This window comes from Cellulomonas sp. URHD0024 (assembly GCF_000426185.1).
Taxonomy (GTDB): domain Bacteria; phylum Actinomycetota; class Actinomycetes; order Actinomycetales; family Cellulomonadaceae; genus Cellulomonas.
Genome location: NZ_AUEW01000001.1, coordinates 18,530 through 32,849, shown reverse-complemented (window position 1 = coordinate 32,849; position 14,320 = coordinate 18,530). Strand labels below are relative to the sequence as shown.

Below are 14,320 nucleotides of genomic sequence, written 5' to 3'. Positions count from 1 at the left end.
CGTGATCGCGCTGGCCGGCGTCCAGGTCACCGCCTACAGCCCCGATGCTGCTGGCGGTGCGGACCGCATCGTGCGCCTGCTGGGCCCGGTCAGCCTGGCGCTCGGCGAGCACCGCATCGCGATCGTCGGCGCAAACGGCTCGGGCAAGTCCACGCTCGCGCGGCTGCTCAACGGCCTCGTCCTGCCCTCGTCGGGCACCGTCCAGGTGGACGGTCTCGACACCGCGCGGGACGGGGCCGCGGTGCGTCGGCGGGTCGGTTTCATGTTCACCGACCCCGATGCGCAGCTCGTGATGCCGACGCCGGTCGAGGACGTCGCGCTCTCCCTGCGCCGGCTGCCCCTCGATGCCGCCGCCCGCGACGCCGCAGCTCGCGCGGCACTGGCCAGGTTCGGTCTGGCCGATCGGGCCGAGGTACCCGTGCACTCGCTCTCCGGCGGCCAGCGACAGCTTCTCGCCCTCGCCTCCGTCCTCGCCACGGAGCCGCAGATCCTGGTGTGCGACGAGCCGACCACCCTGCTCGACCTGCGCTGGCGGCGGATCGTCGACGAGCTGCTCGCAGGACTGGACCAGCAGGTCGTCGTCGTCACGCACGACCTGGACGCCGCGCTGCAGGCGGACCGGGTCCTCGTCGTCGACGACGGTGCCGTCGCGTTCGACGGCGACCCGGTGCCGGCGGTCCAGTTCTACCGGGACCTCATGACGGCTGCCCACCCATGAGCACCGGACCGCTGCGGGCGCCCTGGACCGGGCCGCTCGGCCTCTACCACCCGGGCACCAGCCCGCTGCACCGCGCACGCGCGGGCCTCAAGCTGGCGATCCTGGCGTTGTTCACGCTCGCGGTCGCCCTCGCCCACGGTCCTCGCTCCGCTCTCGTCGCGCTCGGCATCGCGCTGCTCCTGCAGCTCGTGTCGCGCGTTCCGTGGCACCGGACCACTCGCGGCCTGCTGCCCACGCTGGTGGTCGCCGCGATGATCGGCGCCTACCAGTGGTGGGCCCGCGGCTGGGCGACAGCGGTGGAGGTCTCGGTCAACCTGGTCGCGCTCGTGCTGATCAGCACGCTCCTCACCGCCACCACGCGCGCCGACGCCCTGCTCGACGTCCTGGCGCGGATCGCTCGCCCCTTGCGACACGTCGGGCTGTCCCCCGAGGTGTTCGGGCTCACCGTCGGCCTGTTCCTGCGCACCATCCCCGTGCTCGTGCGGACCACGTCGGAGACCCGCGACGCGGCCCGCGCGCGCGGGCTGGAACGCCATCCCCGCGCCGTTCTCGTACCCGCAGCCGTCCGCATGGTCGCCCACGCTCGAGCGACCGGCGACGCACTCGCCGCACGGGGGTTGGGCGAGGACTGAAACGCCCTCGGGTGTCGGGACGCTGCGGTAGGTTCTCGTCGTCGGCGCCGGTGGTCGGGCGGCACGCGTCGGCGCTCGAACCGCTGCCCCTCATCGAGCCGGAGCCCATGTGAGCGACCCCCGTTCCGACGCGCCGGGCCCCTACCCGGCGGAGCCTCCGTACGGCCCGGGCCCCTACCCGCCCGGACCGGGACCGTACGCCCCGGGCCCGTACCCACCCGCAGGCTCCTACGACCCGTACGCGAAGTCCAAGGTGGTCGCCGGGATCCTGGGCATCCTGCTCGGCACGTACGGCGTCCATCGGTTCTACCTCGGCTACACGCGCGAGGGCCTGACGATGCTCCTCATCGCGATCGTCGGCGGCATCGTCACGTGCGGGATCGCGACCATCGTGGTGGGCGTCTGGGGGTTCGTGGAAGGCATCCTCTACCTCGTGGGTACGCCGGGGTCGCAGTGGACGCACGACGCGACGGGTCGTCCCCTGAGCGGTTGACGGCCCGCACGGCTACCTTTCCAGGATGACTTTCCAAGAGGGTGGCAATTTCGACGCAGGCCGCGTGCGCAGGCGCGGCCCCGGCAAGGGCGGCGTCGCCGTGGGAGGCGGCATCGGGGGGATCGCGGTCGTCGCGCTCATCCTGATCCTCAACGCGACCGGCAACCCCGAGCTCGCGAACGTCGTCAACCAGGTGGCGGGCGGTGGGGGCGGCGGCCAGCAGGCGGAGAGCACGCTCCCGGCGTGCACTGCGGCGGAGGCCAACAGCGACCGCGAGTGCCGGCTCGAGGGGACCATCGAGTCGCTCGACACCTACTGGGCGGCTACGGTCCCGACCGCATTCAGCCAGCCGGGCGTGCTCTCGTTCCAGAAGGCGGTGGACACCGGCTGTGGCAGCGCCTCCAGCGCGAGCGGCCCGTTCTACTGCCCGCCCGACAAGACGATCTATCTCGACGTCAGCTTCTACGACGACCTGGAGTCGCAGCTGGGTGCCGACGACGGTCCTCTCGCCGAGGAGTACGTGACCGCGCACGAGTACGGCCACCACATCCAGGCGCTCACCGGCGTGATGGACAAGGCCGACCGGCAGGGCACCGGCGCGGACTCCGACTCGGTGCGCACGGAGCTGCAGGCCGACTGCTACGCGGGCCTGTGGGTGGGCGCCGCGACGGAGACGATCGACCCCGACACCGGCAAGCCGTTCCTCGAGCCGATCACCCAGGAGCAGCTCCAGAACGCCCTCGGTGCCGCAGCCGCCGTGGGCGACGACCACATCCAGAAGCAGTCGGGCGGCGGGGTGAACCCGGACGCCTTCACCCACGGCACCAGTGCCCAGCGCGAGCGGTGGTTCACGACCGGCTACGAGAAGGGCACGCTGGACGCGTGCGACACGTTCGCGGCAGACACCCTGTGAGGCTGACGACGCCGGCATGGCGCCGACGCCGCTCACCCTGGACGCCGGAGCACGAGGCCGGACAGCGCAACTGCGTGCCGGTCGCGACGATCTGAACGACGAAGGCCCCGGTCTCCCGGGGCCTTCGGTCGCTCAGATGTTGAAGCCGAGCGCCCGCATCTGCTCGCGGCCGTCGGGCGTGATCTTCTCCGGGCCCCACGGCGGCATCCAGACCCAGTTGATCCGGAAGCCGTCGACGATGCCGTCGAGGGCGCTCGCGGACTGGTCCTCGATCACGTCGGTCAGCGGGCAGGCCGCGGACGTCAAGGTCATGTCGATGATCGCGGTGTTGGTCTGGTCGATGACCACGCCGTAGATGAGGCCGAGGTCGACGACGTTGATCCCGAGCTCGGGGTCGATGACGTCGCGCAGGGCCTCCTCGACGTCGGCGACCGTGGTCGGTGAGTCTGGCGTGACAGTCATGAGTCCTCCGTGGGACGGGCGCCGGTCTTGATGAGTGCGTCGGTGAGCGCGGACCAGCCGAGCAGGGCGCACTTGATGCGGGCGGGGTACTTGGCCACCCCGGTGAACGCGGTCGCGTCGCCGAGGCTGTCCTCGGCGGCGTCGTCGTCGAGACCCGCGCCGCGGGCCGACATGAGCGCGCGGAAGGTGCCGCCGATCTGGTCGACCGTGGCCAGGTCGTTGCCGACAACGAGGTCGTGCAGGACCGAGACGGAGGCCTGCGAGATGCTGCAGCCCTGGCCCTCCCAGCGCACGTCACGCACGACGCCGTCGGCGAGGTCGACCTGGAGCGTGACCTCGTCGCCACACGTCGGGTTGACCTGGTGCGACTCGCCCACGTGCGACCCGACGAGGCCCAGTCCGCGGCCGTGCGGGAACTTGGCGTGGTCGAGGATGACCTGCTGGTAGAGCTGCTCCATCGAGGAACTCATGACACCTCCAGACCGAAGAACGCCCGGACCCCCGCGAGTGCTTCCCGGAAGACCTCGATCTCCTCGTCCGTCGTGTAGACGGCCGCGCTCGCTCGCGAGGTCGACGCTACGCCGAACCGGCGGTGCAGGGGCTGGGCGCAGTGGTGGCCCACGCGGACGGCCACGCCCGAGTCGTCGAGCACCTGGCCGACGTCGTGCGCGTGCACGCCGTCGACGACGAAGGACACCGTGGCCAGCCGGTCGCGGGTGTCGGTCGGACCGATGACGCGCACACCCGGCACGGAGGCGACGGCATCGAGCAGCAGCCCGGCGAGGTGGTGCTCGTGCGCGGCGACCGCGTCCATGCCCAGCTCAGCCAGGTACGACGCAGCCGCGCCCATCCCGATCGTCTGCGACACCATCTGCGTGCCGGCCTCGAACCGTTGCGGGGGCGGCGCGTAGGTCGTCTGCTCCATCGTGACGACCTCGACCATCGACCCACCGGTGGTGACCGGAGGCATGGCCTCGAGGAGCTCCCGCCGACCGTACAGCGCGCCGACACCGGTCGGTCCGAGCATCTTGTGCCCGGAGAACGCGGCGAAGTCGACGCCCAGCGCCGTGAGGTCCACGGGCAGGTGCGGCACCGACTGGCAGGCGTCCAGGACGGTCAGGGCACCCTCCTCGCGTGCGCGAGCCACGAACCGCGCGACCGGCGTGATCGCGCCGGTCACGTTCGAGGCGTGCGTGAACGCCAGCACCTTGGTCCGCGACGTGACGACCGTGTCCAGCTCGTCGACCCGGATCCGCCCGTCGTCGTCGACCCCGATCCACCGCAAGGTCGCCCCGGTGCGGGCGGCGAGCTCCTGCCACGGGACCAGGTTCGCGTGGTGCTCGGCCTCGGTCACCACGATCTCGTCGCCGGGCGACAGAGCGAATCGCTGGGCGGCCGCTCCCCCGCGCCCGAGCGACGCGTTCGACATCGCATACGCGACGAGGTTGATCCCGGCGGTCGCGTTCGACGTCCAGACCAGGGACCCCGGCGAGACGCCGACGAACGAGGCGACGCGGTTCCGCGCGTCCTCGAAGGCCTCGGTGGCTTCCTCGGCCAGCTGGTGCGCGCCGCGGTGCACGGCGGCGTTGCGCTGGACGTAGAAGTCCTGCTCGGCGTCGAGCACCACCTCGGGCTTCTGCGAGGTGGCACCCGAGTCGAGGTACACCAGCGGGCGACCACCGCGCAGGGTCCGCGCGAGCAGCGGGAAGTCCGCGCGCACTGCTGCCAGCTCGGACGCGTTCAGCGTCCGGGCCGGAACCTCGAGGGTGCTGGTCATGGCGTGCTTCAGATGACTGTCGCGGTCGTCAGGAAACGGTCGTAGCCCTCGTTCTCGAGGCGGTCGGCCAGCTCCGGGCCACCCTCCTCGGCAACCTTGCCGTCCACGAAGACGTGCACGAAGTCGGGCTTGATGTAGCGCAGGATCCGCGTGTAGTGCGTGATGAGCAGGACGCCGACGTCGGGGTTCTCCTTCACGCGGTTCACGCCCTCGGACACGACGCGCAGCGCGTCGACGTCCAGGCCCGAGTCGGTCTCGTCGAGGATGGCGAACTTCGGCTTGAGGAGCTCCATCTGGAGGATCTCGTGGCGCTTCTTCTCGCCACCCGAGAAGCCCTCGTTGACCGAGCGCTCGGCGAACGCCGGGTCCATGCGCAGGTCGTCCATCGCCTTGCGGACGTCCTTGACCCACGTGCGCAGCGGCGGCGCCTGGCCGTCGATCGCGGTCTTCGCGGTGCGCAGGAAGTTGCTGACGCTGACGCCCGGGACCTCGACCGGGTACTGCATCGCGAGGAAGAGGCCGGCGCGGGCACGAGCGTCGACCGACAGCGCGAGCACGTCCTCGCCGTCGAGCGTCACGGTGCCGCTGGTGACGTGGTACTTCGGGTGACCGGCCAGCGAGTACGCGAGCGTGGACTTGCCAGAGCCGTTCGGGCCCATGATGGCGTGCGTCTCGCCGCTCGCGACGGTCAGGTCGACCCCGCGCAGGATCTGCTTGGGGCCTTCCTTGGTCTCGACGCTGACGTGCAGGTCGCGGATCTCCAGGGTGGACATGCGGTGATTCCTTCGTTCAGAGGGGGGAGTCGACGTCGACCAGCACGCGCTGGCCGTCGACGGTCACGGGGTAGACAGGGACGGCGCGCACGGCGGGCGGGCCGGTGGGCTTGCCGGTGCGCAGGTCGAAACGGGAGCCGTGGAGCCAGCACTCGATCGTGCAGTCCTCCACCTCGCCGTCGGACAGCGAGACGGCACCGTGCGAGCAGATGTCGCTGATCGCGTGCAGCTCGCCGGCCGCGTCACGGACGACGGCGACCTCGACAGGGCCGTTCTCGCCCTCGAGCTCGACGCGCAACGTGCCCTCGACGGGCACGTCCTCGTCGTAGCAGGCGAGCTGGGCGCTCATGCACCCTCCGTCGTCAGGCCCACCTCGGAACCCTCGACGTGGGCGGTCGTCCCATCCAGCACGGACATCGACTTCTCGAGCTCGCGCTCGATGGACTCGATGAGGCGTTCCTCGACCGACGGGACGCCGATCTCGTGGATGAGCTCGGCGAAGAAGCCGCGCACCACGAGTCGACGGGCGTCCGGCTCCGGGATGCCGCGGGCGCGCAGGTAGAACAGCTGCTCGTCGTCGAACCGGCCGGTAGCGCTCGCGTGGCCGGCACCCTCGATGAGACCGGTCTCGATCTCGAGGTTGGGCACCGAGTCGGCACGAGCGCCGTCGGACAGGACCAGGTTGCGGTTGAGCTCGTAGGTGTCCGTACCTTCGGCGGCCGCGCGGATGAGCACGTCACCGACCCACACCGTGTGCGCCCCCTCGCCCTGCAGCGCACCCTTGTAGGCGACGCGCGAGACGCAGTTGGGCACCGCGTGGTCGACGAAGAGCCGCTGCTCCTGGTGCTGGCCGGCGTCCGCGAAGTACAGGCCGAGCATCTTGACGTTCGCGCCCTCGCCGACGAACTCGGCGTCAGGCGTGATGCGCACGACGTCGCCGCCGAGAGTCACGGCGATGTGCTTGACGGTCGCGTCCCGGCCGATCCGCAGGCGGTGGCTGGTGGCGTGGACCGATCCCTCGGCCCAGTCGTGCACCGTGACGACGGTCAGGTGCGCCCCCTCGTCGGCGACGATCTCGACCGTCTCGGTGAGTGCGGCGTGCCCGATGTGGTCGATGACCACGACGGACTGGGACAGCGCCTCGGCGTGCACGAGCAGGTGCGTGCCGCTCGGCTCCAGGGCCTGGACGCCACCCTCGACACCCTCCACCCGGATGGACGTCACCTCGGTGGCGACGGCCTCCTTGGGGATCGTCACGACCGTCGCCCGCGGGTACGAGGCCCAGGCGACGGCGGCGGTCCGGTCGCCCGGCTTGCCGGCCCTGCCCAGGCGAGCGTCACCGCGGTCGACGATCTCGACCTTGACCTCGGGTGCCTCGACGACGGTCGTCAGCACGCCGTGACCCGACAGCACACCGTCGGTCGCACCGGCGAACAGCGGCGCGAGCCGGTCGACCGGCGAGAAGCGCCACTCCTCCTCCCGCCCGTTGGGCACGGGGAAGTCGGCCACGTCGAAGGACGTCGGACGCGACGCACGCGAGGACTCGGGAGTCCCGCCGACGCCGTGGGTGTGGCTCCCGTCGGCGACCGCCTTGGAGTGGTCGGTCGACAGGGAGTCTGTGGTGGTCGTCATCAGCCGACGGCCCCTTCCATCTGCAGCTCGATGAGGCGGTTCAGCTCGAGGGCGTACTCCATGGGCAGCTCACGCGCGATGGGCTCGACGAACCCGCGCACGATCATCGCCATGGCCTCGGTCTCGGCCATGCCTCGGGACATCAGGTAGAACAGCTGGTCCTCGCTCACGCGCGACACGGTCGCCTCGTGGCCCATCGACACGTCGTCCTCGCGGACGTCGACGTACGGGTAGGTGTCGGAGCGGGAGATCTGGTCGACCAGCAGCGCGTCGCAGAGCACGTTCGACGCGGAGTGGTGGGCGCCCTCGAGCACCTGCACGAGTCCGCGGTAGGACGTGCGGCCACCGCCGCGCGCGACGGACTTGGAGACGATCGAGCTGGACGTGTGCGGGGCGGCGTGCACCATCTTGGCGCCCGCGTCCTGGTGCTGACCGGCACCGGCGAACGCGATCGACAGGGTCTCGCCGCGAGCGTGCTCGCCCATGAGGTAGATCGCCGGGTACTTCATGGTGACCTTCGAGCCGATGTTGCCGTCGACCCACTCCATGGTGGCGCCCTCGGCGGCGGTCGCCCGCTTGGTGACGAGGTTGTACACGTTGTTCGACCAGTTCTGGATGGTCGTGTACCGCACGCGGGCGTTCTTCTTCACGATGATCTCGACGACCGCGGAGTGCAGCGAGTCGCTGGAGTACACCGGAGCGGTACAACCCTCGACGTAGTGCACGTACGAACCCTCGTCGGCGATGATCAGCGTCCGCTCGAACTGGCCCATGTTCTCGGTGTTGATCCGGAAGTAGGCCTGCAGCGGGATCTCGACGTGCACGCCCGGCGGGACGTAGACGAACGAGCCACCGGACCAGACGGCCGTGTTCAGCGACGCGAACTTGTTGTCGCCGGGCGGGATGACCGAGCCGAAGTACTGCTCGAAGATCTCCGGGTGCTCGCGCAGCGCGGTGTCGGTGTCGAGGAAGATGACGCCCTGCTCCTCGAGCGACTCCTGGATCTGGTGGTAGACCACCTCGGACTCGTACTGCGCGGCGACGCCGGCGACGAGCCGCTGCTTCTCGGCCTCCGGGATGCCCAGGCGGTCGTACGTGCTCTTGATGTCCTCGGGCAGGTCCTCCCAGCTGGTGGCCTGCTTCTCGGTGGAGCGCACGAAGTACTTGATGTTGTCGAAGTCGATGCCCGACAGGTCGGAGCCCCACCAGGGCATGGGCTTCTTGTCGAACAGGCGCAGCGACTTCAGGCGCGTCTTGAGCATCCACTCGGGCTCGTTCTTGAGCGCGGAGATCTCCCGCACCTTCGCCTCGGACAGGCCACGCGTAGCCACCGATCCGGCGGTGTCGGCGTCGTGCCAGCCGTAGTTGTAGTTCCCGATCGAGGCGATGGCCTCGTCCTGGGTCATCTGCGGCGCGGCGGCTGCAGACGTGCTGTCGGTCTGTGCACTCATGCTGGGTGTCCTTCCACGGAGAGCACGATCTGGTGGGGGGCAGTCGAGACGGGTATGTGGGTGGTGCAGACGTGGCCGCCGCCGGCCAGCGTCGCGAGGCGCTGCACGTGCACGCCGAGCATCCGGGAGAACGCCCGGGCCTCGGCCTCGCACAGCTGCGGGAACTCGTGAGCGACGTCCTGCACCGGGCAGTGGCCCTGGCAGAGCTGCATCGCGGTGCCACCGGGCGCCGGTCGGGCGGAGGCGGCGTAGCCGTCGGCGGCGAGCCCGTCGGCGAGGACGCGGACACGTTCGGCGACGTCGTCGCCGGCCGCCCGCACTGCTGCGCCGTGCCGCTCCTCGATCTCGCGGACGCGCAGCTCGGCAAATCCCAGGACGGCCTGCGGCCCCGCCGTCTCGGCGAGGAAGCGCAGCGCCTGGGTCGCCAGGTCGGAGTAGCGGTGCGAGAGCGCATCCTGGCCGTGCGCGGTCACGACGTAGTGGCGGGCGGGCCGACCGCGACCTTTCGGCGCGGAGACCGAGCCGGCGTCGTGGACGGCGATCTGGTTGCTGTCCTCGAGCACCCCGAGGTGACGACGGATACCGGCAGGCGCGAGATCGAGCTGCGCTGCGAGCTCGGCCGCGGAGACAGGGCCGGCGGAGGCGACCAGCTGCAGGACGCGTTGGCGGGTGCCGGCATCGGAGGTGTCCGTGTGCTCGACGGGCAGCGTCGCGCTCATGCACACCTCCTCAAGGGCCCGGAAGCACCCTGACGCGGGCGCTCTTCGATATTGACAACATCCTTGTTGCCAATATCCATCCGTGCAAGCAAGGAGACCCTTCGCGGGCCTGACTGTGAGGGACCGCACGACGGTGTCGACGGCACCGGAGACGGCGCCCGGACACCTAGACTGCGCTCTCGTGCCCGACTCCCCCGCGCTCGAGATCTCCGGGCTCGTCAAGCGCTACGGCTCGCGCGCCGTCGTCGACGGCATCGACCTCGTCGCACGGCAGGGCCAGGTCACGGCGGTGCTGGGCCCCAACGGTGCCGGGAAGACGACCACCATCGAGTGCTGCGAGGGACTGCGGGAGCCCGACGCGGGCACGGTTCGGGTCCTGGGTCTTGATCCCCTGGCCGACGCGCGAGCCCTTCGGCCCCGCGTCGGGGTGATGCTGCAGGACGGCGGGCTGCCCACCGCGATCAAGGCACGGGAGATGCTCGCGCACGTCGCGACGATGTACGCCGACCCACGCGACATCGGCGAGCTGAGCGAGCGCCTCGGCGTCGACTCGTTCGCCGGCACCACGGTGCGCCGGCTGTCCGGCGGCCAGCGTCAGCGTCTGGCCCTCGCCGCGGCCGTCGTCGGCAAGCCCGATCTCGTGTTCCTCGACGAGCCGAGCGCAGGGATGGACCCGCAGTCCCGGCACGCGGTCTGGGACCTGGTCCGGGAGCTGCGCGACGACGGGGTCGCCGTGGTCCTGACCACGCACCTGATGGACGAGGCGGAGGACCTCGCCGACCACGTCGTGGTCATCGACCACGGGAGGGTCATCGCCTCGGGCACCGTTGCCTCGCTCGTGGCGTCGTCGACCGACCGGACGTTGCGCTTCGACTCGACGCCCGACCTCCCGCTGTCCGCGCTGAGCGCGGCCCTCCGGCTCACCGTGAGCGAGCCGAGCCGCGGCTCGTACATGGTGACCGGGGCCGTGGATCCGTCGACGGTCGCGACCCTCACCGCATGGCTCGCCGACGAGGACGCGTTGGTCACGCGCCTGACCGTGGGTCGGCGGACGCTCGAGGACGTGTTCCTCGACCTGACCGGACGGAGCCTGCGATGAGCACCTCGGCACCCGCGCGCCGGCGGGTGCTCGCTCAGACGGCGTTCGAGGCGCGCGCGATCCTGCGCAACGGCGAACAGCTGCTCGTCACCATCGTCGTGCCGGTCCTGGTGCTGGTCGGGCTGACCAAGGCCACCGGGATCACCATCGACACGGACGGCATGAGCCGCATCGACTTCTTCACGCCCGGGGTCCTCGCTCTGGCGATCATGACGTCGTCGTTCACCTCGCAGGCGATCGCGACCGCGTTCGACCGACGCAACGGGGTGCTCCGCCTCCTGTCCACCACGCCGCTGGGTCGCAGCGGGCTGCTGGCGGGCAAGGTCCTCGGGGTCCTGGCCGTCGAGGTCGTGCAGGTCGCGGTGATCGTGACGACGGCCCTGCTGCTCGGCTGGCACCCGTCCTCCGCCGGGCTCCTGCTCGCGGTGGTCGCCGTGGTCCTCGGGACCGCAGCGTTCACGTCGCTGGCGCTGTTGATCGCCGGCACCCTGCGCGCTGAGGCCGTGCTCGCCGTCGCCAACCTGCTGCTCCTGCTGCTCGCCGTGGCCGGTGGCGTGATCGTGCCCGCCGATCGTCTCCCTGGCCCGATGGCCCACGTCGCCCTGCTGCTGCCGTCCGGGGCGCTCGGTCACGCCATGCGCGAGACCCTCTGGCACGGACCCTTGCCCGTCTGGTCGGTCGTCGTGCTCGTCGGCTGGACGGCCGCGCTCGGCTGGGGCGCGTCGCGGCTGTTCCGCTGGCACTGACTGTGACCAGCCTCGCGGTCCTCACGGCCGAGGCCACGCAGGACCGGACCGTACGCTTGTCGACGTGAGCATGTCCCCCGCCGTCGAGGTCCGACCGCCGCTGCTCGAGCGGCTGCGCGACCGGTGGGCGTGGACCGCCGTCGTGGCCAACCTGGTCGGCCAGATCGTGATCATCGTGACCGGCGGAGCGGTCCGGCTCACCAGCTCGGGGCTCGGCTGCTCGTCCTGGCCGCAGTGCGAGCCCGGCGAGTTCACCCCGGCGCTGCACGCACAGTCGTCCTTCCACCCGTACGTCGAGTTCGGCAACCGGATGGTCGCGCCGGTCCTTGTCGTGATCGGCCTCGTCGTCGCCGTGCTGGTGGTGAGCGAGAACCGCCGGCCGTGGTCCTATCGGGCGCTCGGCGTCGTGCCGGTCCTCGGCGTGGTGGTGCAGGCGGTCATCGGCGGCCTGTCCGTGATCTACGACCTGAACCCGGCGATCGTCGGCAGCCACCTGCTCATCTCGATGGCGCTCGTCGCCTTCTCCGCATGGCTCGTGGTGCGTACGGGAGAGGGCGACGCCCCGGCCGTGCGCCTCGTCGACGGCACCCTGCGCATCCTGACCCGGGTGCTCGTGGCACTGACCGCCGTCGTGCTGACCCTCGGCGTCGTGGTCACCGGCGCCGGGCCGCACTCGGGTGACTCCGAGGTCGGCTACCGGTTCGACGTCGACCCGTGGCTCATGGCCAAGGCGCACGCTGCCTCGGTCTGGGCGTTCGTGGCGGTCCTCGTCGCCATCCTCGTCCTCCTGCGGCGCTCGGGGTTCCGTCGCCGGCCGTGGACCGCCGCGCTGGTCGTGCTCGCCGTGGCGCTGGGCCAGGGGCTCATCGGCTACGTGCAGCTGTTCACCGGCCTGCCGATCGCGCTGGTGAACCTGCACATGCTGGGCGCCGCCCTGCTGACCACCGCGGTCACGTTCTTCGTCGGGACGACCCGCACCCGGGGGCCCGCCGAGAGATCGTCGACGACCCCCGCGCGGGCGGTCGGCGCGCAGCGATAGGGCAGATCGCCTACCGCGTGTCAGAGGGTGCTCCTAGCCTCGACGCATGGACCCCGCGATCTCCGCACGTGGACTCGTCAAGACGTACGGCACCGTCACCGCGCTCGACGGCGTCGACCTCACCGTGCCCAAGGGCACCGTGCTCGGCCTGCTCGGCCCCAACGGCGCAGGCAAGACCACCATTGTCCGGGTGCTCAGCACCCTCCTGAAGCCTGATTCCGGCTCCGCCGAGGTCGCCGGCATCGACGTGCTCGCGCACCCCCGCGCGGTCCGGCGACGCATCGGCCTGTCGGGCCAGTACGCCGCGGTCGACGAGTACCTCACCGGGTACGAGAACCTCGACATGATCGGGCGGCTCTACCACCTGGGTCGCAAGAAGTCCCGGGAGCGGGCCCGTGAGCTGCTGGCCGCCTTCCGCCTCGAGGACGCCGGTGACCGGCCCAGCAAGACCTACTCGGGCGGCATGCGTCGTCGTCTGGACCTGGCGGGCGCGCTGGTGGCCGATCCCCCGGTGCTGTTCCTCGACGAGCCCACCACGGGCCTGGACCCGCGTGGCCGCACCGACATGTGGGAGGTCATCCAGGGGCTGGTCGCCGGGGGCACGACGCTCCTGCTGACCACGCAGTACCTCGAGGAGGCCGACCTGCTCGCCGACGAGATCGTGGTCATCGACCACGGCAGGATCATCGCCCAGGGCACCTCGGACCAGCTGAAGAGCCAGGTCGGCGGCGAAAGGCTCGAGCTCACGGTCAAGGACGGCGCCCGGCTCGCCGAGGCGCGTGACCTGCTCGAGCCTCGAGGGGTCGGCAAGGCGGTTCTCGACGACCGCAGCCGGCAGCTCGTGATGCCGGTGGCCGGCGGTGCGGAGGTGCTGACGGAGGCACTCCGACTGCTCGACTCGGCGTCGATCGGGCTCGACGACGTCGGGCTGCGCAGACCGACGCTCGACGACGTGTTCCTGTCCCTCACGGGACGCGCGACCGCGCAGGACGAGGACGCGGACGAGAGCGCCAAGGTCAAGGAAGGAGCACGCGCATGAGCATCCCCTACGTGTTCGCGGACGCTGCTGTGGTCGCCAAGCGCAACCTCATCAAGATCAAGCGCGTCCCCGACCTGCTGGTGTTCACCACCATCCAGCCCATCATGTTCGTCCTGCTGTTCTCGTTCGTGTTCGGCGGGGCGATCGGAGGCGGCAACGGCCAGTCGTACCGCGAGTTCCTGATGGCCGGGATCTTCGCCCAGACGGTCATCTTCGGCGCCACGATCACGGGCGCCGGCCTGGCCGACGACGTGAAGAAGGGCATCATCGACCGGTTCCGGTCGCTCCCCATGGCGCCGTCCGCGGTGCTGGCCGGGCGCACCGTCTCGGACGTCCTCAACAACGTCCTGGTGCTGATCGTCATGTCGTTGACCGGCCTGCTCGTCGGCTGGCGGATCCACACCAACGCAGCCGAGGCGATCGGTGGGTTCGCGCTCCTGCTCGCGTTCGCCTACGCCATCTCCTGGATCATGGCGTGGATCGGCATGCTGGTGCCCAGCCCCGAGGTGGTCAACAACGCGGCGTTCATCGTGATCTTCCCCATCACCTTCGTCGCCAACACCTTCGTGCCGCTCGACACCCTGCCGCCCGTCCTGCAGACGATCGCAGCGTGGAACCCGGTCTCGACCGTGACCCAAGCGGCCCGCGAGCTGTTCGGCAACATCCCCCCGGCCGTTCCCGAGCCGACGCAGTGGTCGCTGCAGAACCCGGTGCTCTACACGTCCCTCTGGATCGCGATCATCCTGGTGATCTTCGTCCCGCTGGCCAACCTGCAGTACCGGAAGTCGACGAGCCGCTGACCGCCGGGGACGACGACGCCGCCTGTC

Annotated in this window: 17 protein-coding genes; 9 read left to right on the top strand and 8 right to left on the bottom strand. The window is 70.7% G+C overall.

Features of this window, described 5'->3' with window-relative positions:
- The first annotated feature begins 1 nt into the window (after position 1).
- The 4 genes from I847_RS0100155 (at position 2) to I847_RS0100140 (ending at position 2,756) form a co-directional block, all read left to right on the top strand.
- The gene (locus I847_RS0100155; RefSeq protein WP_028048062.1) at positions 2-718 is read left to right on the top strand and encodes an energy-coupling factor ABC transporter ATP-binding protein; all 717 of its coding nucleotides are present in this window, start codon (positions 2-4) and stop codon (positions 716-718) included.
- Positions 715-1,350: an energy-coupling factor transporter transmembrane protein EcfT gene (locus I847_RS0100150; protein WP_034608641.1), complete on the top strand. Its 636-nt coding sequence runs from the start codon at positions 715-717 to the stop codon at positions 1,348-1,350. The genes I847_RS0100155 and I847_RS0100150 overlap by 4 nt, the downstream gene beginning before the upstream one ends.
- 109 nt (positions 1,351-1,459) lie before the next feature.
- Positions 1,460-1,843 carry a TM2 domain-containing protein gene (locus I847_RS26030; protein WP_081680294.1) on the top strand — a complete coding sequence of 128 codons (384 nt, stop codon included), beginning with the start codon at positions 1,460-1,462 and terminating at the stop codon, positions 1,841-1,843.
- A gap of 25 nt (positions 1,844-1,868) precedes the next feature.
- A complete protein-coding gene (locus tag I847_RS0100140; RefSeq protein WP_028048060.1) occupies positions 1,869-2,756 on the top strand; it encodes a neutral zinc metallopeptidase in 888 nt (295 codons plus the stop codon).
- A gap of 132 nt (positions 2,757-2,888) precedes the next feature.
- Here the strand turns inward: I847_RS0100140 and I847_RS0100135 are convergent, their stop codons facing one another.
- Genes I847_RS0100135 through I847_RS0100100 form a run of 8 tightly spaced genes read right to left on the bottom strand, consistent with a single transcriptional unit; the run spans position 2,889 to position 9,570 of the window.
- Positions 2,889-3,218 carry a metal-sulfur cluster assembly factor gene (locus I847_RS0100135; protein ID WP_028048059.1) on the bottom strand — a complete coding sequence of 110 codons (330 nt, stop codon included), beginning with the start codon at positions 3,216-3,218 and terminating at the stop codon, positions 2,889-2,891.
- The gene (gene sufU, locus I847_RS0100130; protein WP_028048058.1) at positions 3,215-3,688 is read right to left on the bottom strand and encodes a Fe-S cluster assembly sulfur transfer protein SufU; all 474 of its coding nucleotides are present in this window, start codon (positions 3,686-3,688) and stop codon (positions 3,215-3,217) included. Before sufU ends, I847_RS0100135 begins: the two co-directional genes overlap by 4 nt.
- Positions 3,685-4,995 (bottom strand): SufS family cysteine desulfurase, encoded by a 1,311-nt coding sequence (locus I847_RS0100125; RefSeq protein WP_028048057.1) that lies wholly within the window; start codon positions 4,993-4,995, stop codon positions 3,685-3,687. Before I847_RS0100125 ends, sufU begins: the two co-directional genes overlap by 4 nt.
- 8 nt (positions 4,996-5,003) lie before the next feature.
- A complete protein-coding gene (gene sufC, locus I847_RS0100120) occupies positions 5,004-5,768 on the bottom strand; it encodes a Fe-S cluster assembly ATPase SufC (RefSeq protein WP_028048056.1) in 765 nt (254 codons plus the stop codon).
- A gap of 16 nt (positions 5,769-5,784) precedes the next feature.
- A complete protein-coding gene (locus tag I847_RS0100115; protein ID WP_028048055.1) occupies positions 5,785-6,117 on the bottom strand; it encodes a non-heme iron oxygenase ferredoxin subunit in 333 nt (110 codons plus the stop codon).
- Positions 6,114-7,400 carry a Fe-S cluster assembly protein SufD gene (sufD, locus tag I847_RS0100110; RefSeq protein ID WP_028048054.1) on the bottom strand — a complete coding sequence of 429 codons (1,287 nt, stop codon included), beginning with the start codon at positions 7,398-7,400 and terminating at the stop codon, positions 6,114-6,116. The genes I847_RS0100115 and sufD overlap by 4 nt, the downstream gene beginning before the upstream one ends.
- Positions 7,400-8,851 (bottom strand): Fe-S cluster assembly protein SufB, encoded by a 1,452-nt coding sequence (sufB, locus tag I847_RS0100105; RefSeq protein ID WP_028048053.1) that lies wholly within the window; start codon positions 8,849-8,851, stop codon positions 7,400-7,402. The genes sufD and sufB overlap by 1 nt, the downstream gene beginning before the upstream one ends.
- Complete coding sequence (locus I847_RS0100100) at positions 8,848-9,570, bottom strand: metalloregulator ArsR/SmtB family transcription factor (RefSeq protein WP_028048052.1); 723 nt, start codon at positions 9,568-9,570, stop codon at positions 8,848-8,850. The genes sufB and I847_RS0100100 overlap by 4 nt, the downstream gene beginning before the upstream one ends.
- A 181-nt stretch (positions 9,571-9,751) precedes the next feature.
- Between I847_RS0100100 and I847_RS0100095 the strand changes: the two genes are divergently transcribed.
- From I847_RS0100095 to I847_RS0100075, 5 genes are all read left to right on the top strand, one after another.
- The gene (locus I847_RS0100095; protein WP_028048051.1) at positions 9,752-10,669 is read left to right on the top strand and encodes an ABC transporter ATP-binding protein; all 918 of its coding nucleotides are present in this window, start codon (positions 9,752-9,754) and stop codon (positions 10,667-10,669) included.
- The gene (locus tag I847_RS0100090) at positions 10,666-11,415 is read left to right on the top strand and encodes an ABC transporter permease (RefSeq protein ID WP_028048050.1); all 750 of its coding nucleotides are present in this window, start codon (positions 10,666-10,668) and stop codon (positions 11,413-11,415) included. The genes I847_RS0100095 and I847_RS0100090 overlap by 4 nt, the downstream gene beginning before the upstream one ends.
- Before the next feature lie 70 nt (positions 11,416-11,485).
- The gene (locus I847_RS0100085; protein WP_028048049.1) at positions 11,486-12,454 is read left to right on the top strand and encodes a heme A synthase; all 969 of its coding nucleotides are present in this window, start codon (positions 11,486-11,488) and stop codon (positions 12,452-12,454) included.
- 46 nt (positions 12,455-12,500) lie between these two features.
- Entirely contained in the window at positions 12,501-13,493 is a 993-nt protein-coding gene (locus tag I847_RS0100080) for a daunorubicin resistance protein DrrA family ABC transporter ATP-binding protein (protein WP_028048048.1), read from the top strand.
- Positions 13,490-14,293 carry an ABC transporter permease gene (locus I847_RS0100075; RefSeq protein WP_028048047.1) on the top strand — a complete coding sequence of 268 codons (804 nt, stop codon included), beginning with the start codon at positions 13,490-13,492 and terminating at the stop codon, positions 14,291-14,293. Before I847_RS0100080 ends, I847_RS0100075 begins: the two co-directional genes overlap by 4 nt.
- Positions 14,294-14,320: the final 27 nt, after the last annotated feature.